At 47.4% G+C, this 22771-nt stretch carries 22 protein-coding genes; 7 read left to right on the forward strand and 15 right to left on the reverse strand.

What is annotated here, in order from left to right; genetic code table 11:
* Nucleotides 1-123: 123 nt before the first annotated feature.
* Nucleotides 124-486: a VF530 family DNA-binding protein gene (locus SHEWMR4_RS12805; RefSeq protein ID WP_011623188.1), complete on the forward strand. Its 363-nt coding sequence runs from the start codon at nt 124-126 to the stop codon at nt 484-486.
* A gap of 397 nt (nt 487-883) precedes the next feature.
* Here the strand turns inward: SHEWMR4_RS12805 and SHEWMR4_RS12810 are convergent, their stop codons facing one another.
* The gene (locus tag SHEWMR4_RS12810) at nt 884-1993 is read right to left on the reverse strand and encodes a PQQ-dependent sugar dehydrogenase (protein WP_011623189.1); all 1110 of its coding nucleotides are present in this window, start codon (nt 1991-1993) and stop codon (nt 884-886) included.
* 165 nt (nt 1994-2158) lie between these two features.
* Between SHEWMR4_RS12810 and SHEWMR4_RS12815 the strand changes: the two genes are divergently transcribed.
* Nucleotides 2159-2617 (forward strand): hypothetical protein, encoded by a 459-nt coding sequence (locus SHEWMR4_RS12815; protein ID WP_011623190.1) that lies wholly within the window; start codon nt 2159-2161, stop codon nt 2615-2617.
* Nucleotides 2618-2682: 65 nt separating this feature from the next.
* Here SHEWMR4_RS12815 and SHEWMR4_RS12820 read toward each other — a convergent pair whose 3' ends face one another.
* From SHEWMR4_RS12820 to rssA, 7 genes are all read right to left on the reverse strand, one after another.
* On the reverse strand, nt 2683-3561 hold the full coding sequence (locus SHEWMR4_RS12820) for a hypothetical protein (RefSeq protein ID WP_011623191.1): 879 nt from the start codon (nt 3559-3561) through the stop codon (nt 2683-2685).
* Between the two features lie 114 nt (nt 3562-3675).
* Nucleotides 3676-4287, reverse strand: coding sequence for a GTP cyclohydrolase II (gene ribA / locus SHEWMR4_RS12825; protein ID WP_011623192.1), 612 nt, complete (start codon nt 4285-4287; stop codon nt 3676-3678).
* Nucleotides 4288-4550: 263 nt separating this feature from the next.
* A complete protein-coding gene (locus SHEWMR4_RS12830; protein ID WP_011623193.1) occupies nt 4551-4907 on the reverse strand; it encodes a YibL family ribosome-associated protein in 357 nt (118 codons plus the stop codon).
* 125 nt (nt 4908-5032) lie between these two features.
* Nucleotides 5033-5494: an anaerobic ribonucleoside-triphosphate reductase-activating protein gene (gene nrdG, locus SHEWMR4_RS12835; protein ID WP_011623194.1), complete on the reverse strand. Its 462-nt coding sequence runs from the start codon at nt 5492-5494 to the stop codon at nt 5033-5035.
* Between the two features lie 105 nt (nt 5495-5599).
* Nucleotides 5600-7717 (reverse strand): anaerobic ribonucleoside-triphosphate reductase, encoded by a 2118-nt coding sequence (gene nrdD, locus SHEWMR4_RS12840; RefSeq protein WP_011623195.1) that lies wholly within the window; start codon nt 7715-7717, stop codon nt 5600-5602.
* Between the two features lie 327 nt (nt 7718-8044).
* Nucleotides 8045-8740 (reverse strand): hypothetical protein, encoded by a 696-nt coding sequence (locus tag SHEWMR4_RS12845; RefSeq protein ID WP_041409080.1) that lies wholly within the window; start codon nt 8738-8740, stop codon nt 8045-8047.
* Between the two features lie 109 nt (nt 8741-8849).
* Nucleotides 8850-9797 (reverse strand): patatin-like phospholipase RssA, encoded by a 948-nt coding sequence (gene rssA, locus SHEWMR4_RS12850; RefSeq protein WP_011623197.1) that lies wholly within the window; start codon nt 9795-9797, stop codon nt 8850-8852.
* 327 nt (nt 9798-10124) lie between these two features.
* On the opposite strand from rssA, the gene SHEWMR4_RS12855 reads away from it, so the two are divergent.
* From SHEWMR4_RS12855 to SHEWMR4_RS12870, 4 genes are all read left to right on the forward strand, one after another.
* Nucleotides 10125-11474 (forward strand): DEAD/DEAH box helicase, encoded by a 1350-nt coding sequence (locus SHEWMR4_RS12855; RefSeq protein ID WP_011623198.1) that lies wholly within the window; start codon nt 10125-10127, stop codon nt 11472-11474.
* 98 nt (nt 11475-11572) lie between these two features.
* A complete protein-coding gene (locus tag SHEWMR4_RS12860; protein ID WP_011623199.1) occupies nt 11573-12010 on the forward strand; it encodes a DUF3010 family protein in 438 nt (145 codons plus the stop codon).
* A 56-nt stretch (nt 12011-12066) separates the two neighbouring features.
* Nucleotides 12067-12576 (forward strand): M48 family metallopeptidase, encoded by a 510-nt coding sequence (locus tag SHEWMR4_RS12865; protein ID WP_011623200.1) that lies wholly within the window; start codon nt 12067-12069, stop codon nt 12574-12576.
* 125 nt (nt 12577-12701) lie between these two features.
* The gene (locus SHEWMR4_RS12870; protein ID WP_011623201.1) at nt 12702-13160 is read left to right on the forward strand and encodes a hypothetical protein; all 459 of its coding nucleotides are present in this window, start codon (nt 12702-12704) and stop codon (nt 13158-13160) included.
* 350 nt (nt 13161-13510) lie between these two features.
* On the opposite strand, the gene SHEWMR4_RS12875 is transcribed toward SHEWMR4_RS12870, so the two are convergent.
* The 4 genes from SHEWMR4_RS12875 to SHEWMR4_RS12890 all read right to left on the reverse strand — a co-directional run bounded on the left by SHEWMR4_RS12875 (nt 13511) and on the right by SHEWMR4_RS12890 (nt 20386).
* Nucleotides 13511-14806: a peptidoglycan DD-metalloendopeptidase family protein gene (locus SHEWMR4_RS12875; protein ID WP_011623202.1), complete on the reverse strand. Its 1296-nt coding sequence runs from the start codon at nt 14804-14806 to the stop codon at nt 13511-13513.
* Between the two features lie 272 nt (nt 14807-15078).
* Nucleotides 15079-18135 carry an SbcC/MukB-like Walker B domain-containing protein gene (locus SHEWMR4_RS12880; RefSeq protein ID WP_011623203.1) on the reverse strand — a complete coding sequence of 1019 codons (3057 nt, stop codon included), beginning with the start codon at nt 18133-18135 and terminating at the stop codon, nt 15079-15081.
* On the reverse strand, nt 18132-19334 hold the full coding sequence (locus SHEWMR4_RS12885) for an exonuclease SbcCD subunit D (RefSeq protein WP_011623204.1): 1203 nt from the start codon (nt 19332-19334) through the stop codon (nt 18132-18134). Before SHEWMR4_RS12885 ends, SHEWMR4_RS12880 begins: the two co-directional genes overlap by 4 nt.
* Nucleotides 19335-19615: 281 nt before the next feature.
* Nucleotides 19616-20386 (reverse strand): TSUP family transporter, encoded by a 771-nt coding sequence (locus tag SHEWMR4_RS12890; RefSeq protein WP_023267800.1) that lies wholly within the window; start codon nt 20384-20386, stop codon nt 19616-19618.
* 141 nt (nt 20387-20527) lie between these two features.
* On the opposite strand from SHEWMR4_RS12890, the gene SHEWMR4_RS12895 reads away from it, so the two are divergent.
* Nucleotides 20528-21436: a LysR family transcriptional regulator gene (locus SHEWMR4_RS12895; RefSeq protein WP_041409081.1), complete on the forward strand. Its 909-nt coding sequence runs from the start codon at nt 20528-20530 to the stop codon at nt 21434-21436.
* A gap of 53 nt (nt 21437-21489) precedes the next feature.
* Here the strand turns inward: SHEWMR4_RS12895 and SHEWMR4_RS12900 are convergent, their stop codons facing one another.
* From SHEWMR4_RS12900 to SHEWMR4_RS12910, 3 genes are all read right to left on the reverse strand, one after another.
* Complete coding sequence (locus SHEWMR4_RS12900; protein ID WP_011623207.1) at nt 21490-21876, reverse strand: ribonuclease E inhibitor RraB; 387 nt, start codon at nt 21874-21876, stop codon at nt 21490-21492.
* A 22-nt stretch (nt 21877-21898) separates the two neighbouring features.
* On the reverse strand, nt 21899-22129 hold the full coding sequence (locus SHEWMR4_RS12905; RefSeq protein ID WP_011623208.1) for an RNA-binding S4 domain-containing protein: 231 nt from the start codon (nt 22127-22129) through the stop codon (nt 21899-21901).
* Nucleotides 22130-22199: 70 nt separating this feature from the next.
* Complete coding sequence (locus SHEWMR4_RS12910; protein WP_011623209.1) at nt 22200-22736, reverse strand: GNAT family N-acetyltransferase; 537 nt, start codon at nt 22734-22736, stop codon at nt 22200-22202.
* Between the last annotated feature and the right edge of the window lie 35 nt (nt 22737-22771).

Below are 22771 nucleotides of genomic sequence, written 5' to 3' on the forward strand. Positions count from 1 at the left end.
TGTAGAAATAACGCAATTCAAATGGAACGGGCACTGATAGTGCCCGTTTTTTTATCCATCGTCTTAAGCCTCAGCCCATAATACTGGTATAATCCCGCCATTGTTCACGGCTGTTTATTCAAGATGACTCAATCAAATAACCCATTACACGGCATCACACTCGAAGCCATAGTCACCCAACTGGTCGAACACTATGGCTGGGAAGAACTCGGCGCTCGCATCAAAATCCGTTGTTTTACCGAAGATCCGAGCATCAAATCGAGCCTACGTTTCTTAAGAAAAACCGACTGGGCGCGGGAAAAGGTGGAATATTTGTATTTAAAAACCAATAAACTGCCGCTGCCAGCCGCAAAATCATCCAACGCCCCGGCGAAAACACTGGCCAAAAAGCCTACCAAACCTGCACAAAAACCTGCTCAGGCGAACGCAGCGGCATCGACAACGGATGGCCAGATCAATAGCCATATCTGGGGCAAGCGCGACTAATTTCGCGAGCATATTCAAAGCGTACTAGGGCGTGTTGACGTTTCAGGGTTATTTTTGCAGCAATTTGGCTGGAGTTTATGCAAGGCAGAGTCCGTGCGGTGTAGTTATTCTACATAAACGGACGATAACGCCGCAGAAAAGCCAGCCAAATGCTGCCCGAAGGGTTCGTCTGGCAAGCCCTTGCTCTTTGTCACTCGTCATTTGAGTAGAATAACTACACATCATTCCTCCTTTCGCGAGCACGAGCTTGCCAGAACGAACAAAATTTAATCTCGAAACGTCAACACGCCCTAATAAGAACAGACAACAATGCGCGGGATAATTCACTCGATTATCCCGCGCATTATTTTTTAAGGGGTTTATCAGTAGGATTTGCGTTTAAGACTTTACCTTTAGGCTACTTTGTCTGCGGATAAGTCACACGGTAAATTGCCCCCGCATAATCATCCGACACCAGTAAACTGCCATCTGCCAATTCGGCAAAGGCCACAGGGCGACCAAAGGTTTGTTCATCCTGCATAAAGCCAGTTAAAAATGTGGTGTATTTGACCACCTTGCCTTGCTCTATCGTCGCCACGGCAACTTTATAGCCCGCTTTCTTAGTGCGATTCCACGAACCATGCTCGGCCACAAACAACTGTTGTTGATAGTCGCTAGGGAACTGTTTACCAAGATAAAAATGAATGCCCAGCGGTGCCACATGCGCGCCTAAGGAAAGCGCAGGTGCAGTGTACTTGGCGGGATCGTTACCATTGCCAAACTCAGGGTCGAGAATCGTGCCAGCATGCACATAAGGGAAACCAAAATGTTCACCCAAGTAACTGACCTTATTGATTTCGCAGGGAGGAATATCATCGCCCATCATGTCGCGGCCATTATCGCTAAACCAAAGAGTTTGAGTGCCGGGCTGAAAATCAAACCCGACGGAATTACGAACGCCTTGGGCGATAGTGGTTAATTTTTTGGTCTCAAGATTCAGCGAGAAAATGCGCCCATAGCGTTCATTCTCCGCGCACACATTACAGGGCACGCCCACTGGAATGATTAACTCGCCTGTCGGGGAAACCCCTAACACTTTCCAGCCATGGTGGGTTTCACTTGGAAATCCATCAAACACCATCTCAAATTTGGGAGAGTTTAAATTGTTGTCTATATCCTTGAATCGAATAATGCGCTCGACTTCAGAGACATACAGATCGCCATCTTTGATGACCACGCCCGAAGGTAGCTTAAGCCCTGAGGCAACCAGGATTTTCTCATCGGCAACGCCGTCCTGGTTGCGGTCGATTAGGGCATAAACATTCCCCGCCTTCATCGACCCCGCATAAACGATACCTTTATCGGATACGGCAATTTCGCGCGCATTTTCAACGTCATCAGCGAATAAACTCACATTAAAACCTTCGGCAACCGTCAGTTTATCTAAGATATTCTTGGCCATCGCCGGAACACTCACTCCAGTTAAAGCAAAAAGTGCGGCGAGAGTTATTTGCAGTTTACGAACCATATCCTTCACATCCTTATTAGTAAAAAGTGAATGACCTTAACGATTAATCACCTAACCTATCCTAGATAAGCCTTCCGTATCAAATATGATTCTCAGAACTTAAGTTTTTTATCTTAAAGCCGATAATACAATGAACAAACCTTCAGGTACTTAAGGGAGCCTATAGTGAACATTAATGGATTAAATACTACTGTAACCAGCGGCGCCTTTAAGTCCTTATCTACGGCCTATGTTTCAATCCCACCCGCCTCCCCAACTAATACGACGGCAAACGTTGAGCCTGAGTCAGACACTCAATCCAGCGTCAATATTTCAAATGCAGGCAGGCAAGCGCTTGAAAACGATCTTAGCGCAACCTTAAGGAGCGCATTTGCCGACAAGTTGCAACAGTCAAAAAGTAAGGAAACGGAAGAAGAACCCACATCGCTTATTGATGAGCAAATGAAGCGTATCAAAGAGCAGATCAAAGACTTGCAGGAAAAACTCACTAAACTGAAGGGGGACAATTCAGAGGCCGCGGCTCAACAGCGCAAGCTACTACAGGATCAAATTATGCAGCTTAGCGGTCAAATCACTACCTTGATGGAGCAAAAAGTACGTGAAGCCAAAAAATCGGCTGGTTAATTTCGAGATGAACCACAAATAATGACCAATCGATATCGCGTCTAATACTTGATTTGAATAGCAAACTAAATGGGAAAACTAAATAATAGTCGCCAGATATTTAACCCATCGCCGGTGCGATAACTGATCCCAATTCTATCTATGCCGAGGAGTTCACCGCCCAAAGGCTTAGAAAACGCTAGCGTGGCACCAATCTCATAGCTGCCGGAAACTATGGTTTCATTTTCAGCATCTTGGCTAAAATCTAGCTCGTTGAAATACCAATAACCAACCGCAAAGACTCGCGGCTGCATCTGAATGTTCAACCATTGCCAGCGCGGTGAAAGACCAATATCCACCCCCGATTGCAGCACCGCAAATTGGTCGGTTAATTTACCCACTCGCTCACTGTAACCCGCAAACCTTAGTCTCGACACCCAGACGCTGTCCTCACCCGCGAGACTAAAATCATACAAGCTACTCACACCCGAGGCTAAAATGGCCACATTTGCATCGGTATCAAAATTCGTTCCAAAACCCACATCCAGATAGGCTTCCATTCGCGTGTTTGCCGTTGCCTGCCAATGGTGCTCGATACCGGGCGTCATCGTCATAGTGCCGACTGAGGAAGGTAATTCGCCATCGGTAATATCTTTGGCTAAGTAGTCAAAAAAACCGAAGGATAAGGGTAAACGCAGCCAAGTTTGACTGCTCTCATCCTTTAAGAACTCGAAGCTCAATGGAATGCTCACCACAGTGGCATTTTGCTCGGCAGCCCGATATACCCCTGTGCCAAGATAACTGCCAAAGGCATAAACTGAGTTAGGATTATTTTGGCCGTCGACCGGCGATTCGGGGCTCATTTGAGCAAACGACTGAGGAGACTGTGCAGTTAATACCGACTGAGATGTGCTATGGCTTGCAATGGGAGTTGTCGACGCCAACAGTGGAAAGACACTCCCCATTGATAGCGCCAAACAGGAAAATATGTAAACGAGTAACCGACTAAAAGTTGTCTTCAATTTTCGCAAACAGGTCCTGATTTGCTAAGCCAAATCGGTAATCGCTTGTCTTAAAGACTAATCTTCATCCGTAAAATGATACTCAGACATCATATGGCCAAGTTCAGTGGATTTGGTCTTTAAGTAAGCTTCATTGTAACGGTTCTTACCGACTTGCAAGGGAACACGCTCAACCACTTCGATGCCAATTTCTTTCATCGCTTTGACTTTGCGAGGATTATTGGTCATTAAGCGTACATGCTTTACGCCAATTTGTTCAAGCATAGGTTGGATCATATCGTATTTACGCATGTCCGCTGGGAAACCTAATTGCTCGTTCGCCTCAACCGTATTGGCGCCTTTATCCTGCAACTCATAGGCACGGATCTTATTCAGCAGACCAATACCACGGCCTTCTTGGCGCAAATATAAGATAAATCCACTGCCGGTTTCGGCAATGTTTTGCATCGCGGTTTGCAGCTGGAAGCCACAGTCACAGCGTAAGCTGAACAAGGCATCGCCCGTAAGACATTCAGAGTGAATACGACCTAATACGGGGGCATCGCTACTTAGGGTGCCAAATGTGAGGGCAACATGCTCTTTACCGGTTTCGGTATCTTCAAAACCGTGCATGGCAAAAACGCCCCAGGGAGTGGGTAATTTTGACGTCGCGACATATTTTATCGACATGACTTAACCTTAACGACTACTCTCATTCCATGAGACGGAAGGAACATCCATAAACAAAACGATGATTGGGCTCTTCGCCTACTGAGCGCCTATTCTAAAGCGTTTTCCGTGTTCACGAAATACTTTAGTAATTTAATCAACTATAAATCTAAGCCTGCGGCGCTATCACGGGTATAGCTCAATCTGTCGAACAACCATTCAAGGCGCTGCAAAATAGGCATGTGCCTTATTTTGCAACTCAATGAATAACTTGCCAATAAAACTTAAAACTTAGCTGGCGCAAAACCTGTTACTTCGGTTAAGCCCATTTCGCGTCCTAATGCTGTCATAGGATGCACAACCACTAGGCCTTTGACTGACTTTTTCAGTTGACCCATGTCGGCTTGCTCAGCTTTGGTGAGAGCGCGGTGGAATGGCAAGTGTTGAATATCTGTGCCTTGCTTTTGTAAAAGACGCGACTGCTGCGTTTTTACACTATTGATTTGCTTAGTGACCGCCGCAATATCGCGTTTAAATTGCGCCACAATAACGGCATCGCCACGTTGCTCTGCTGCCGCCAGTTTACGACGAAACTTATCTAACTTATCGTTAAGCTGCTGCAGTTCTTGCTTTAAATTCATCATTTTACCTTAAATTACTTAAGTGAATCCCAGTCGATATGTGCACCATTTTGGGCCTGAATGTCCGGGTCACTGTGTCAAGGTGTGGGATTATAACAGCAAGTTAGCGATCCTCGTTACCGCTTTTATAAGAAACGGATCACCTGATTGCTGCTGCCACGATATGGCAAACTCGGATCGGCAAGGCTCTGCTCGAATTTACCATCCACCAGCACGTCCACATATTCCAGTACCGCACGCTGCTTATCCGTTAGCGCATCCCAGGTATAACCCGTCCACAGCCAAATATCTTTACCCGGACATTCGGTTTTCACCCGCTTTACTAACGCGAGGATCCCCTCAAGGTTAGCTGGCAAGAGTGGATCACCACCAGAGAGTGATAAGCCACGGCGTACAATACGTTCATCCTGTAGATCGGCAATTAGCTTATCTTCCATTGCCTGATCAAATAAATGCCCTGAGCGCACATCCCAAGTAGTTTGATTATAGCAACCTCGGCATTGGTGCTCACAACCTGACACAAACAGGGTTACCCGGGTGCCAGGACCGTTCACCACGTCAACGGGATAATATTGGTGATAGTTCATTGCTGCGTCCACTTTAACGCCCAGTTTAACGACGGGCTAAAAATCAAAGCACAGTCGCCACCAGTGCAACTGTGCCAGTGTAACAAAACAAACAAGGCAAAAGTGTTACAAGTGTTTGATCCTGCGTTTCACTTCTTCTTGCTTGCCATGGTTGAATGGTCTGGCGTCGGGGCTACCTAAGTAACCGCACACTCGGCGGGTAACGGACACTCGGCTTGGCTCATGGTTACCGCATTTAGGGCAAGTAAAACCTTTACTGGTACAGCTAAACTCGCCGGTAAAACCGCAGTCGTAGCATTCATCAATCGGCGTGTTAGTACCGTAGTAAGGCACGCGGCTATAACTGTAATCCCACACATTTTCGAGCGCTTCGATGTTGTGCTGCATATTCGGGTATTCGCCGTAGCAGATAAATCCGCCATTGGCGATCGCAGGATATGGCTGCTCAAAATCAATTTTATCGTAGGGATTCACCCGCTTTTCCACATCCAAGTGGAAGCTATTGGTGTAATAGCCCTTATCGGTGACCCCTGCAACCACGCCGAATTGACGCGCATCGAGCTTGCAGAAACGGCTGCAGAGGCTCTCACTCGGGGTGCTATAAAGGCTAAACCCATAACCGGTTTCGGCCTTCCATGCATCGGTAGCCGCTTTAAGGTGCGCGACAATCGCCACTGCTTTTTCACGAAGCTTGGTATCATCAAATACATGGGTTTGTGTGCCATAGAGCGCATTGATGGTTTCATGCAAACCGATATAGCCTAATGAAATCGATGCCCGACCATTTTTAAAGATTTGGGCGATATCATCATCGGCGCGCAGGCGCACACCACAGGCGCCTTCCATATACAGAATCGGTGCAACTCTGGCTTTAACGCCGTTTAATCGTTCGATGCGGGTGTCTAATGCGCGGCGGGCAAGCAGTAAACGCTCATCTAAAATGCGATAAAATTCAGCCTCATCGCCATTGGCCTCGAGGGCAACTCGGGGCAAGTTTAAGCTCACCACCCCAAGGTTATTGCGCCCTTCATGAACTAGCTCGCCATTTTCTTTATAGGAGCCTAAAAAGCTGCGACAGCCCATAGGGGTTTTAAATGAACCCGTGACCTTTTCCACTTGCTCGTAGTTCAAAATATCCGGATACATGCGCATGCTGGCGCATTTAAGAGCCATTTGTTTGACATCGTAGTTGCAATCACCAGCCTTGTGGTTAATGCCATCACGAATCGCAAACACCAGTTTAGGGAACACGGCAGTCTTACGATTTTTACCTAGGCCCGTCATACGAACTTTCAACATGGATTGCTGAATTAAACGCGACTCCCACGAAGTCCCCAGACCAAAACCAAAAGTCACAAAGGGCGTTTGTCCATTGGCGGTATGTAAGGTATTCACTTCATATTCAAGGGATTGGAAAGCGTCATGACATTCTTTTTCGGTGAGCGCCGTCGCATAGGCCTTGGCGTCTTTAATTTGCCAGTTAAGTGCCACTTGATAGTGTTTGTCATAGCTCTTCGCCACAAAAGGCGCGAGCACTTCATCAATACGATTAATCGTGGTGCCGCCATAAATATGACTGGCCACTTGGGCAATGATCTGCGCCGTTACCGCCGTAGCGGTGGAGATGGACTTTGGGGTCTCAATTTCGGCGTTGCCCATCTTAAAACCGTGGGTCAACATGCCCGCCAAATCAATCAACATGCAGTTAAACATCGGGAAAAACGGCGAATAATCGAGATCGTGGTAATGGATTTCACCAAGTTCATGGGCGGCCACCACATCCTTAGGCAGAATATGGCTCTTGGCGTAATGTTTAGCGACGATACCCGCGAGTAGATCGCGCTGGGTTGGGATCACTTTAGAGTCTTTATTGGCGTTTTCATTTAACAGCGCCGCATTGCTCTGCTCCACTAAACCACGGATTTCAAGATTGAGTTTACTGGTCGCATCGCGGCAAATATCTCTGTCATGGCGATACTCGATATATACCCGCGCCAGAGACTTGTAAGGCCCTTCCATCAGTAGGTTTTCAACCGCATCCTGTAAATGGTGGATCTCGACTTCTGCCAGATTGGCCACTCGCTCCCTCACACAAGCGGCAACCGTCGCGGCATAGTCAGCATCCTCTATCCCAACCGAGTTTGCAGCCGCTATCACTGCATCTCTTATCCTTGTTTCATCAAAAGGTGTGCGGCAACCATCCCGCTTGATCACGACTGGCATTGTTCAGTTCCTCTCCATTCCGATTAAAATTAACACTACATATAGTGTTTACATAATCAATAAACACTATATCTAGGCAATTAAGCGGCATCGCCGCCTAAAATTCCATGATCCAGATCATGATTTATGGGATGGATAAAAAGAACAAAGAAGAACTGTAGCTAAACCCAATGATCTCGGTTTTAAGCCTTGACCTTGGCCATAAAGCAAGATAGCGGACGCTAAAAATGGGAACCTATAACGGCAAAGGACCTTGGCTTAAAAGCCAAAGTCCTTTGTTTTAAAAAAATATATTGCAGCTTGTCTAAAGTTAACCCCTTGTTAACCTTAGCGCTTTGCTAAAGCAAGATAACTACTCAATTGCCCCGATGCCGACTGCTGCATTCCCATGGATGAGGCCACTTGCATGGTCGACTTAAGTCCCTGCCATAACTGCTTTTGGCTATCGCTCAGTGTGGGGTTGCTATTCAGATAATCGGTTAACTGGCCAAACACCTTGGTGGCTTTTTGTGCCAGCACAGGAGATTGCGCATCGTCCATATTCGACAGCACGTTTTTAGCATCGACTAAGGTGTTGATCATCGGACTGTTTGGCGACTTTTCCGCCAAAGACTTTAGCTCGTCGTCGATAAAATCCTGCAAAGATTGCTTGCTAGGGTTTTGGCTCGGCAAACTGATACCGTTTTGCGACAGTCGATCGACCTGTGCATCGGACAAAATGCCGTCCTTTTGCAGCCGAGACACTAGGGCTGGGATATCTGACACACTAAACTGGCCATCGGCAAAAAAGTCCTTCGACATCGCTTGGATTTTTTGCGCCCTAAGCGCGCGGGGTGACAAGGCAATGTCATCGCTCGGTTTAGTATCAGTCTTAGGTGTATCCTTGACGGATGACTTAGCCTCCGTGCTGGACTCAGTCTTACTTGTGTCTGTCTTACTCGTGCCCGTCTTCTTGCTGTTCAGGCCATAGGCATCGGCAACACTGCTACGGTTCAGATTTAAGGCATTTAAAAGAGGATTCATCGTCAATAATTCGGCATCTAACACTGTGTGATTGAGCTAAAGCAAAAAATAAGCCAATCAAACAATCACTTGCCTAAATCAATATGTAACGATGAACCATCCCTGTCGATTAACCTTTCCAAATTGCCGCTTCAATCAAGTGCGCCGCCTTAGCGACAGCCGCTTCTCCTGCGGCAATTGCCTCGTCGGCGCGGTGAAACTCCATAGTGCCGATATTAGCGACTTCAGGCACGACCAGAATATCGGGAGGATCACCCATCAAACGCGCCCGCTTATGACGCTGCTCTAAAATCCCCATCGACTGTGACATTACCGCAATCATGCCAGGGTTAGATTTAGTGCCGAGGGAAAACTTGTCGGTTAAGCTGCTGACATATTCCCGCCCTCTCGCAAACAAATCCATAAAGCCAGTTTCTTGGCGAGCGGGCATTTCATTTTCTTCCTTTGGCGCCTTATGGCTGGTCATGTTGACGGGCAATACCTGCAGCCGCCCAGAATGAAACCCATGCAAATCAACGGCAATCACTATATCGACGCCCATAGCACGGCTCACAGACACGGGCACAGGATTAACAACGGCGCCATCGACGAGCCAACGCTCCCCTTGTCGTACGGGGGCTAATATTCCCGGCATTGAGCACGAGGCGCGCACGGCTTGGCGTAAATCACCATGGCGAAACCAGATTTCTTGCCCTGAATATAAGTCCGTCGCAATCGCCGCAAAGGGTCGGTCCAAATCCTCAATATTGATATCGCCGATACGCGATTGCAGTACATCGAAGACTTTCTCACCGCCGATCAATCCCCCTTTACGCCAGCGAATGTCCATCAGTCCGAGGACATCCCAACTCGAAAAGCTGCGTACCCACTCTTCAAGCTCGGCTAAATGATTATGAGCATAGGCTGCGCCCACTAAGGCTCCTACTGAGCAACCGGCCACCTTATCGGGTTTTATCCCCATATTGGCGAGCCCATTAAGTACGCCAATATGTGCCCAGCCCTTGGCGGCTCCGCTTCCTAAGGCAATACCTATTGTCGGTTTTGTCCCTTTGCTCATACTATGTTTCCCTTAACAACTCTATGATTTGAATAAGCTAAATTCCGCCCAGAACAGTGTCAATCATTAATGGTTTATTATTCCGCATGCCTAAGCAAAGGCCTGTATCCAACACTCTTCAATCGAGCATCATACACATCCATTGCGAGAAGGCGCGCACTAAGTTTGTTAGCAAGCAAATTGTTCGGAGTAAATGGATGCTCGAAATGAAGTCTGCCATATCAGCCGTAATTTAGCGGATCCAGTAAGATAATGACCAATCAAGATAGCTGAGCATAGTGATTTAAGGCTATAATCTGCCCTCACTCAGATTTAGGGGATATACCTTTGCAGTTTACTGATTTTTCTCTGGACCAGCGTCTGTTACAAAGCTTAAAGCATATGGGGATTGCAACCCCAACCGCCATCCAGGAACAAGCACTGCCTATCGCATTGGCAGGTAAAGATTTAATGGCATCATCAAAGACTGGGTCAGGTAAGACCTTAGCGTTTTTGTTGCCAGCATTGCAAAGGGTTATCTCCACCCGCGCTTTAAGTAAGCGCGATCCTAGAGTACTGATTTTATTACCTACCCGTGAATTAGCCCATCAGGTGTATAGTCAGTTACGTTTACTGGTGGCGAACACCCAATACAAAGCCATTAGCGTATTAGGCGGTGAAAACTTTAACGATCAAGCCAAAGCACTGGCAAAAGAGCCACATTTTATCGTGGCAACGCCGGGACGCATCGCCGATCATTTAGAGCAAAAAAACCTCTTCCTCAATGGATTAGAACTGCTTGTCCTCGATGAAGCAGACCGTATGCTGGATCTGGGTTTTGCGCCGCAATTAAAAGCCATTAACGCTGCTGCCGATCATAAGCGCCGTCAAACCTTAATGTTTTCGGCCACCTTAGATCACAGTGAAATCAATGAGATTGCGGCAGCATTACTTAAAAATCCGTCGCATGTTGCGATTGGCGCAGCCCACACTGAGCATCAGGATATTACCCAGCGTATTTATCTGTGCGATCACTTAGATCACAAAGAAGCCCTGCTCACACGTCTGCTTAGCGATGAAACTCACAAGCAAGTGATTATTTTTACCGCCACCCGCGCCGACACCGAGCGCTTAGCGAGCAAACTCTCGGCGCAGGGTTTTGCCACAGCCGCCTTAAGTGGTGAGCTTAAACAAGCGGCACGTAATCAGATCATGGATCAATTTGCCCGTGGCCAGCAGCAAATTCTGGTGACTACAGATGTGGCATCCAGAGGCTTAGACTTACTCAATGTCTCCTTAGTCATTAACTTCGATATGCCCAAATTTGCCGAAGAATATGTCCATCGCATAGGTCGTACTGGACGCGCAGGCGCCAAAGGTGATGCAATCTCCCTCGTTGGTCCTAAGGATTGGGATAACTTTAAGAAAGTACAACTCTTCCTGAGAAAGACCTTTGAGATCAGCGTGATTAAGGGGCTCGAAGCTAAATTTAGTGGTTTAAAAGACAAGCCTAAAGCCGCCGCAGCTAAAGCGGTAACCAAGGCAGGAACAAAAACCAAAGCGAACGCCAAGTCAAAAACCGTTAAAGCAGCTCCCTCAAGGGATAAACGCTTTATCACTGGGGTTGATGTGGGTGATGCGCCAATGCGTAAAAAACCTGCGGCGCCATTGCTGCAGGATCATGACGACGAGCGTTAATGATTTACTCACGAGAGTCCATAGTGCAGACTCTCGATATTACGGGCGGGAATATGCTCCTGCCATATGTAAGAAATGTTGATATTTAAAGGTGTAACATGCGAATTTGTGGTGTTGAATTAAAAGGCGGCGAAGCCATTATCAGTCTGCTGAGCTACGAAGGTGAAACCTTCAACGTACCAAGCTGCCGTAAAGTGTCTTTTAGCGTCGCTCAATCAGCCTCAGCGGAAACGATCCGTGAATTTCACTTCGCTTTCCATAAGTTAATGGAAGATTATAAGGTCGATGAAATCGTCGTTATCGAGCGCGAGCAAAAAGGCAAACTGGCTGGCTCTGCCACCAGCTTTAAACTCGAAGCCGCAATTCAACTCGGCGATCTGCCGGTGACCTTGTTGTCGCCTGTTGCGATAAAGGAACAAAACAAGCGTAATCCACCTCAAGTTGATTTTGACAGCTTAGATCTCAAACGCGTCCAACAACCCGCCTTTGAGGCGGCCTACGCTCAGCAAAATCGCCGTATCTTCGGTAAAGCTTAAGCGTGTGAGCTTAGCGCAACTGTAGCGCTAAGCTCGTTTCCCCACAGCTAGAAACAATGCAAACCTTAAAATATTTAAGCGGTTATAGTCCGGATATCCAACGCCAAGTTCAGCAACTACTCGAAGGTGGAAAGCTTGCGGATGTTTTGCTGCGTCGTCATCCCACGGTCCATGAGATCCGCAGCGACAAAGCTCTCTATGACTATACCCAAGGGATAAAAAATCAGTTTTTACGCCAATCCTCTCCCCTGTCAAAAGTGATCTTCGATGACAAAATTAGCATGAGTCATCATGCACTTGGCTTACATTCTTACGTCTCTAGAGTGCAGGGGAATAAAATCAAGGCTAAGAACGAAATCCGTATCTCTTCACGTTTAAAGCGCGTCCCCGAACCCTTGCTCAGAATGGTGGTGGTACACGAACTCGCCCATTTAAAAGAGAAGGATCATAATAAAGCTTTCTATAAGTTGTGTACTTATATGGAGCCCGATTACCATCAATTCGAATTCGATCTGCGTTTATTGCTAACCTGTATCGACGCTAACCAATCGCCCTACTCAAACTAAATAAACTTTTTCAAGTAAGCTCGCATTTTTCTCGTCGATTTCTCACACTCAGTTGACTGATAATAATTTTCATTTAGAATGAATCTGTCTTATTCGTTAGCACACAAAAGCAGTGTAAAAGTCGTATGAAAAAGCAAAAAATTGGTAAAAAACTGGAAAAGTGGTGTAAAAAACAGGCCAAGAAACTGCAAAAACAGCAGGCAAAATCTAATAGCCTTGTTGAATTGCAAAACCTTTATTCGGCAAATACCCCAATAATGCATGCGACTCGCGCTCAACATAAAAAACAGCAGCGTAAACACTTAAGCCAATTATTGTCCGAATATGTGGCGAAACAGCAAATCCAAACTCTCGATAAGACCGCCCGCAAGAAACAACTTAAATTAGCTAAAGCCCATTTTAGTGCCGCGAATGATGCTAAATTTTTATCATCCGCCGTTATTAAGCATATCCGTCCATTAGCCACTGAACGCAGTTTTGCACTTCGTCCTTATAAAAAATCCCCCTGCGGAGGCTGCCCAGCTTTAAAAGGTCGTCTGTGTAAGTGTGCTTTAAAGGTAATACAGAAACGTCAGGCCAGTTAATTCATTGGAATTGACGGTTTATTCTGCGTAACTTAATCAAACAGATACAAGCTAATGTAGCACCAAGCGACTTCTTATATCGGCAGTCGGCGCATCTATAAAGCGATATTAGCATTTACCTGTTTATGCTTAGATGCGCATTAATTCGACCCACTTAACTCTATCCATCGCTTATATTAAAGCAGTAAAGCTTCTCCCTAATCCGGTTAAACATCCTTACTACTTAACCAGTAGTTTAATGAATACAGCGTTTTCCAGCCGTTATCACTACACGCAGCGCAAATAAAAACGCCGATGAGATCAGATCCATCGGCGTTTTTATATTCGGTTCGCGCGGGTTAATGAATAGATTAACCTAAATTCATTAACGCTTGGCGGCTCTTCACGATATTGGTGAAGGTACGTAATTCTTGATTCGCTAATTGGCTTGCCATCGGGATATCGGCTCTCATTGGGTCCACAGGTCTACCATTAACGTGGAATTCATAATGCAAATGTGGACCGGTAGAACGTCCAGTATTGCCTGATAAAGCAATCACTTGGCCACGAGTCACTCTCTGACCTTTACGCACTAATGCCTTAGAAAGATGTAAATAACGTGTACGGTACTTACCACCGTGTTCAATCACAATATATTTACCCGCGAATTGGTGATCGGTGACTAAGCTTACGACACCATCGCCAGGAGCAATAACTTTAGTACCAATAGGCACTGAAAAGTCGGTACCGTTATGGGGAGAAATACGGCCAGTAATAGGATGTTTACGCGTCGGGTTAAAACGAGAACTCATGCGTGGTTGTTTGGCTAATGGAATACGTTGGAAGGCACGCACTAAGCTTTGGCCTTTAGCATCGTAATAACTGCCATCGGTATGTTGGAATGCACTAATTTCGGAGCGACCCGTTTTAATGCTCACGCCTAATATTTGACTGCTTCCCGTTGCTTCGCCCTCAACATATTGATCATTTACCAAAACAGAAAATTTATCACCTGCACGTAAATCCCGTGCAAAATTCACTTTCTCTTTGAGTAAATCTTCAATCCGCTGAATATCGGCCGCCGCTAAACCCATTTTTTGCGCTGAAACGTAGAATGAGCCTTTAATATCGCCAGTGAGAATACGGTTTTGCCACACACCTTCAACGTTAATTTCTTCAACGTTAAAGCTGCCATCTTCATAACGAGTAAATACTACTTGGCGTGCGGCGTTAAAATACAGCTCTAACTTCTGCAGTTGGCCTTCATTATCCAGCCAAAATTGAATACGGTTACCGGGTAATAAGGTATCTAGCGCTAGAATGTTTAAATCGGCTTCTAATACCTTATACATGGTTTGCTGATCGACACCCGCCTTAGAAAATAAAGCGCTTAAAGTATCACCAGAGGCGATGACACGTTCAAAATGCGGGGTATTATCGACAATCGGAGCGGTTTCTACAGGCTCTGATATCTGTGGCAATATAGTCTCAATATCGAGCGCGACGGGAATACGTTGAGCAGTAGGTACCACATGATTAGCATTCGGCATTAACATCGCCGCACCGATTAATAGACCTCCAACAAGGAGAATATTTTTCTGGGCTGAAGATAAGTTCTGCAAACGAATTTGCGGAAAATTAGCCAAATTGGGTTTACCTGTCTGCAACGCTTTCACCTTTTGTTATCGTTATTGCGTTATATTTTTGAATCAGTCCCACTCCCACAGGGGGAAGCCCGAATTTTCCCAACTTATCCCAAAAAACCGATTATGACAAACGCTATTTTGCACTTTTCTAGCACTATTTACTAAAAACATGCGTCAGTTAGCACTTTAAACCGATTGTGTGTTCTGTATATAGATGTTAAATAGCGCAAAATCTCGTTTGTCATATCAATAAAAACAATGTGTTAAGCTAATATTTCTCCGCTTAAGTTAGACTAAGGCAAAATCACCTTGATTTCACTCCCATGGGAGGTTTTCAAGATATCAATTCGAGTGCCTATCTGTTCTTTCATTTCGGATACATGGGAAATCACCCCAATCATCCTCCCCGCCGACTGCAAATCCATCAGCGTGCGAATGGCAAGTTCGAGGGAGTCCTGATCTAGGCTGCCAAAGCCTTCGTCGATAAATAAGGTATCGAGTTTTATCCCCCCTGCGTAGGCTTGAACCACATCCGATAAGCCCAAAGCCATCGACAAGGCTGCCATAAAACTCTCACCGCCACTTAAGGTCGCCACGGGACGCACTTTAGAGGTGTAGGCATCCTCGACTTCAAGCTCTAGCCCTGAGGCCTTATTGCCCTTCGCCCTGTCCTCTTTGCGCAATAATCGGTAGCGCCCTTTACTCATTAAATGCAGCCTCTGCGTTGCCGCAAGCAACACATCGTCGAGCAATACGCTAAGCACAAAGCGTTGCAGGGAAATTTTGTTGCCCGTATTACCATTGGCAACATCGGCCAAGGTGCCAATCACAGCGTATTCATCCTCGAGGGATTTGGCCTTTTGATCGACCACCGCCAGCTGAGTTTGGGTATTGTTAAGCAGGGTGAGCCGAGTATTCAGTTGACTCCATAGCTCTTCCGCATTTTTAAGCTGCGCGAGTCGCTCAGTGAGCAAGGCCTCTAAGGCGTCAAGATCGGGTGATGTCGACTCGCTCAACTTGGTTGTAAGCTGAGTCAGTTGCGACTGATTTAAGGCGCACTGTCTGTGGTAGGTTTCTTTACCCTCGGCCAGCGTCTGCATTTGCTCATCGGTTAACAAGGCTTCGCGCAATGCATCCCTATCAATAAAGCCCGCGTTATCGAGCGCCGTCTGAAGTGTCTGCTGTGCTTGCGCCTGCAGCTCTACCGTAGCATGACAACGCTCTATCGCCGCCGATAATGCCGTTTGCGCCGCCACACTCTGCTGCGTTGCCTGCTGCTGCGCGGTTCTCAATACATCAATCTGACGTTTTATCTGTTCAAGTTGTTGCTGGTTATTCGCAATCGCTTGATTCAATACATCCAGTGTTCGGTATTCTTCTGGGATCCTCAGCGCTTTTTCCGCAAGTTGACCCGATAGCCGCTCGACTTTGCCTTCTTGCTCACGGTAACGCTCACGCTCAAGTTCGAGTTGCTGCGCCAAAGTCGACTCTTGCTGCTGCAAGGTTTTGATCTGTTGCTGTAACAGCTGCAGCGCTTGCGCCGCATCATCGGCTTGCTTCGCTTGCTGCATGAGCCTTTCTAAGGTTTGGCTATGGGATTCGAGTGACAACTCAACCTTATCACCAAGGGCTGTTGCCAGATCATTCGCCTGCTGTTGCTGTGCTTCTAATTGCTTTTGCAGCCCACGATATTCTGCCCGCGCTTTATTGAGATTATCGAGCGCCAAGGCCTCGGCATCCTGCGCCGCCTGCAATTGTAGATCCGTTGGTAAATCCTCATGACTCACCGCGGGCTGAGGATGGGTCGAACTGCCACAAACCGGGCATGGCTCATGGGGTTTTAACTCTCTAGCTAAAATGGCTGCCTGACCTTGAAACCATTTCAGTTGCAAAGACTTGTAAGCCGTTGAAGCTGCTTGATATTGGGTATTAAGCGCTTTTCCTTGTAAACCGACCTGCTCAAGAACCCCTTGAGTATGCGCAACTTTGGCACAGATCTGCTGCCACTGCTTGAACTGCTCGAGCATATGACGGTGCTGCTGCAGCGCCTGCGCAGTGGCAAGTTGCTGCTCACTTTGCGATTGCAAGGCTGGCAGTTGATTCTCACAATGACCGCGCTGTTCAACTAAGGTGGCAAGTGCAGTTTTACTCTCCTGCCCCTGCAATTTGGTGTGTTGCAGTATCTCTTTTGCCTGCGCTAAAGCTTGTTCCAGGCTGGCAAACTCTGCCAGCTGCGGCACTAACGCACTGAGATGACTATTTTGCTGCTCAACCTCACGCAGCTTATGTTCAAGGGGGATAATTTCCTGCGCCGCAGTTTCAGCATGAGAGAGTGCGAGCTTAGCGGCATCGAGCGTCAACTGTGCGCTATCGCGCTGAGCGGCTGCAACACTCGCTTCTTGCTCCCGCGACAAGGCATTATCTAATAAGGGTTTTACCCGCAGTGCTTGCTTGGCCACCTCAAGCCGTGTCGTTTGGGTTGCAATTTGCGCTTGCTGCTCATTAAGGCTAAGCGCCTCAGCCTGCAATTCCTGTAAGCGAGTAAATTCAGCAAAGAGTTGCTGCGCGCTATCACGCTGTTTTAATGCCGCCAAATGCGCCGCAACGCTCTGCTCTTTTGCTGCCGTCGCCGCCGCGAATTCGGGTTCAATGCGACTCAACTCTGCAGTAAGTTCATCATCGGATGTGAGTGCTGCCGTTTGCAAAATACCGTCACGGCGGGCGCGCTGCTCTTTGACAAGATTGCGAATATCCGCCGCCTTAGCCTTTAGAGTATCTTCGATGCGCTTATAGATATGGGTTTGGAATAATTGGCTAAAAATCTGCTCACGCGCCTTAGAGTCGGCCATCAGCAATTCGCGAAATTTCCCCTGCGGAAGCACCATCACTTGGCGGAACTGCTCCACATCTAGGCCGGTTAATGCCTCAATTTCGGCCGTGGCGTCTGACACTTTACTGGCGACGATAAGGGTTTCACTGCCATCCGGGGCAATCTTATACAGCTGCGCCTCACTCTTTTGTACCGTTGAGCCATCACCGCTTTTCTTTAATCTTTCCTGCTCGGGGACGCGGCGAATACGATAACCCGTACTACCTAATTGAAAATGAAAGGTCACCTCAGTCAGTACGCTATCATCGGCCATATCGCAGCGCATCTGGCTGCCTTCACGCTCGTTACCCGTGGTTTTTCCATAGAGCGCAAAACAAATTCCGTCGAGCAGCGTGGTTTTGCCCGCGCCTGTTGGCCCGTTGATCAGGAATAAGGGGTTATTCCCCAGTTCGGTAAAATCAATGGTTTGAGTCGAAGCAAAAGGACCAAAGGCCGACATCGACAGCGAGAGTGGCTTCATGCGGATTGCTCCCCTTTTGCTGCAACGCGAGTAGATTCACCGCTATCGCCTTCATCCCTGTGAAGCTTAGTTAAAATCTCATCCATAACCGCTTGCTGCGCATCACTCAATTCCTCGCCAGAAACCTGACTGAAAAAATCACGGAACATGGCCATTTCGCCTTTTTTGATATGGTCACGATTGAGTGCGACGGCCTGTTCGCCCGCCATTAATCCAGTACGTTCTAGATGCAGCACATTGGGATAGACACTGCGCAATTTGCCCATGGCATCTAAAATGGCGTGCTTATCAAGGAGTCTAACCATCAGATAATCCTCACGCTTGGCATCGGTCTTCCCAAGATCTAATAAATGCGCCAATTCTCCTTCGATAATCCGCACATCGCGCAGCGCAGTTAAGGGCAAGAGTTGGATCTGCGCCGGAGTGTGCGCCGCGACATCGACTAAGGTGACAGACTTATGTTGATGCTGTTCGCTAAAGGAGTATTTCAAAATCGAGCCAGAATAACGTACATGTTCACTGCCTTTATATTGCGGTCCGTGTAAGTGGCCGAGGGCGACATAGTCAAACTCACTAAAAAGCCGTGGGGAAATTTTATCGGCGCCACCAATACTCAATGGCCGCTCGGACTCGGACTCACTGCCACCATCTAAAAAGCAATGACTAACAACGACCTTAGGTAACCCTTGGCTGTCGTGGCTGCGGACTTGTTCTAGCAGTAGCGCCATAGCCTCTTCATGGCTGGACACGCTGAGCCCCTTAGCATCCGCCTCAAATACTTGGCGCACGGTTGCAGGTTCGGCGTAAGGCAGCGGATAAAAGTAAGCATCGCCACTTGAGCTGGTTAAGCGGATCGGCGTTAAATCAGCCTGAAGCGGCCCAATAATGTGCAAGCCACTTGCCGCCATTTGTTTAGCCGCAAAGCCTAAGCGTTCGTGCCCGTCGTGGTTACCGGCAATCATCAGCACTTGTAATCCTAACTCTGTGATGAGGCGATTAAGCACCTCATCGAGCAAAGCCACGGCGCTGGCAGGAGGAATCGACCTATCGTAAATATCCCCGGCAATAATCACCGCATCGACAGTGTGCTGCTCAGCCAATGTCACGATTTGATCAAGCACATAGGCTTGGTCTTCTAAGAGTGATTGATTATGTAACTGGCGACCAATGTGCCAGTCCGAGGTATGGATAAATCTCATCGTTGCTAAACCTTAATGGATACTAAGCCGATTCTATCGCGTGGGCGCTTACCGTTTAACTTGTGAAGTCTCAGGCGCAAACGCTTGGCAATAACACAGCCAATTGCCCCTAAAAACGCTTTAAAAATGCTAGGTTATCCTAAACATGACTGCGGAGTATAGCGAATACCAAGGGAGTGAAGAGATTTGCAGCAATAAGGCCGAAAACTGTGCTCATGGACTATGCAGCACAAATAGGCAATCGGCCTTACTAGGGAGAGTTAAATATAATAGAGGCTATATCAAAACAGGTGATATTGGCTGGCTAACAGCTTCACACTCATGGCCAAGGACATAGTCACCACTAATGGCTTAATGATCTTAGTGCCTTTGGTCACGACTAAGCGCGAACCTAAGGTCGCACCGATTGCCTGCCCAGCAAGCATCACTAAGCCGAGCACCCAAATCACTTTGCCACCTAAGGTAAAGAAGATAAGCGAAGCAATATTGGTCGAGAAGTTTAACACCTTGGCGTGTGCCGTCGCTTTTGCCAGACCAAAACCGGCCAAGGTCACAAAGGCCAGCGCGAAGAAACTCCCTGTGCCAGGGCCAAAAAAGCCATCGTACAAACCCACACCGAGCGCGGCGGTAAAGGCAAAGGCGGTAGGCGTTAATACTTGGTGGCGGTCATCTTCCGAAATCTTTTTCGAAAACAAGAAATAACAACCAATCGCGAGGATTAAAAAAGGTAAGACTAACTCCAGTACTTTGGCATCGACCAACTGCACCAGTATAGTGCCTAAGGCGGCGCCCGCAAAGGCACAGATAAGGGACAGTTTAACGGCCTTCAAATCAACTAATCCCTTACGCACAAAGTACAAACTCGCAAAAAAGCTGCCACCGCAGGCCTGTAATTTGTTAGTCCCGAGCGCCACCGCTGGCGGTAAACCCGCCCACATTAACGCAGGGATAGTCAGCAATCCCCCGCCGCCAGCGATAGAGTCGATAAACCCCGCCACCATAGCCACGCCAAAGAGTAATGCCGCAATTTGTAGAGTCAGTTCAAATTCCATGATTGTTATTATTGAGTAATAGGAGCTAAGGCTTCGCATTAGACTGCGTTTGCCTTATAAACGCAAAGGAGTTATTGTCGCGCTAGCGTGAGCAAAGTTCACACTAAATACCCTTATCAATTACTCGATTCGGATACGCCTATGTTTACTTCCTTGCCGCCCCTCAATGCATTACGGGCTTTCGAGTCTGCCGCCCGCTTGCAAAGCATGACTCTTGCCAGCAAAGAACTGCATGTCACCCACGGCGCCATCAGTAAACAAATCCGTGTACTAGAAGAATTCTTAGGTTTTGCCCTCTTCGTGCGCCTGCATAAAAAAGTCGCACTCACGGACGAAGCCAAGCGCTACTTGCCCCATGTGCAAGCGGCTCTGCAAACTTTGTCCAGTGCCACCGCCGATTTACGTAGTCAAGGCTCGCGGCCACAAACTTTAGCGATCAATGTGTTACCCAGTTTAACCATCAACTGGTTAATCCCCCGGATGGAGCAATTTAAATCTCGGCATCCGCATGTGTATGTGGATCTTTCGATTGGTGACTTCGCCGTCGATTTCAGCCAAGGCCGTTACGACATCGCCATTCGTAGCAGCACTCAACTCCCCAGAGGGGTTAACTACATCAAACTGATGGATGAAGACTTGTGCTTAGTGTGCGCGCCGTCACTCGCGCCTAAGCTCAAAAGTATCGAAGACATCAATCAGGTCACCCTGCTGAAACACACCACACGGCCAGAGCTTTGGGAATATTGGGCAGATAAAGTGGGACTGGTACTCACGCAGGCGCAAACCTTTGGCGTCGAGCATTTTTATATGTTGAGTCAAGCCGCAGCCAGTGGCATGGGCGCTGCGCTGATCCCACGTTTTTTTATCGAAGATCAATTGGCCAATGGCAGCTTAGTGATCCCGTTTCAAGCGCCTTTTACCAGCCCATACGCCTATTACTTACTCACGCCCAAATCCCCTAGCTTACCGCTAAAGGTGCAAGCCTTTATCGATTGGATGCTCGAGTTATTTGCCCCATATCGGCAATCGTCAGATATCGACAAAGCTTAGATAGCAAAAAACCACCTGAGCGGTGGTTTTTTAACGCTTATCCGACGATAGGCTTAGTGATGGCAATGTTCATCGTGAACATGGTCGTCATCCATAAACTCATCATCACCTTCTTGATGTTGCATCACGCCCCATCCATCGGTCATGCCGCCAAACTCGGCCGCAAAATCATTGAGAATGGTCTCTTGTTCAACCAAGTCATCGTAGTCTGGCACCATGTTGATGCATACGATGATTTCCCACTTACCGAGTTCATCGTTAAGGTTTAGCTCAACTTCGCCTTCTAAATCGGAGTTAGCTAACTCTTCGAGTGCAGTTTCAGCATCGCGCTGATCATCGAAAACTAAAAAGAAATCAACATCGAGGGCTTTAGTGAGGTCAATTCCGGCTTCGGCCATCGCAGCCAGCATTTTGCCATTATCGTCGTCTGGAAATTGCATATCCTACTCCACAGTCTCTGGCTTATTCAGCCGCAATGATTTGAACCGATTCACCATTAAAGCTAACGATGTCACCCGCAACGACTTTTTTACGTTTGCGCGTTTCCACTTCGCCATTGACGGTAACCAAGCCTTCATCAATAACATGCTTGGCTTCGCCGCCGGCATTCGACATGCCTTGTACCTTTAATACTTTGTACAATTCAATAAAATCTTCGCCAGGATACAAAGCTAACTGATTAATTTGCGCCACTTAAACACGCCTCAAAAAATAAACCTGCGGCATTATAGCAGCATGTCCCATGGGATGCAGATAATTTAACTTATCTTTGCCTTTCATCGGCGAGCAGCCCATAGGCGGATTCATCTAGCCACTCATCGCCTATCTTAAAATGCTGCCGAAATACGCCCTCGAGTTCAAAGCCACATTTCTCCATTACCCGGGCTGAGCCGATATTCTCTTTAGCGCAGTACCCAACCAATTTATGGACTGACAGACTTAAACAGGCCCAATCGACAACCGCCTGTAAACTCTCAGTGGCATAGCCTTTACCTTGCCCTGCGTGCGCCAGTAAATATCCGACCTCGGCACGTTGCTCCTCCACACTTTGGCAATGAAGGCCGGTTAAACCGATAAACTCACCGGTATCCAGCGTTTCGATCGTCAGCGTAAGCCAATCGCCAGAGGTATAGTCCCAGGTGACTGAGCGCTGCTCAAACTTTTGCCGGATCACTTCGGCAGATTCAGGAATACGCACATAGCGATTGATGTCAGGATCTTGGTGTAATGCCAAGAAATGTGGCCAATCCTGCTCTTGTAAACTGCGAAGTCTTAATCTATCGGTATAGAGTTCAAGCATAGCGGCTCCCCAATGGATGGACGAACTAAAAAAAA

The organism is Shewanella sp. MR-4 (genome assembly GCF_000014685.1).
GTDB lineage: Bacteria > Pseudomonadota > Gammaproteobacteria > Enterobacterales > Shewanellaceae > Shewanella.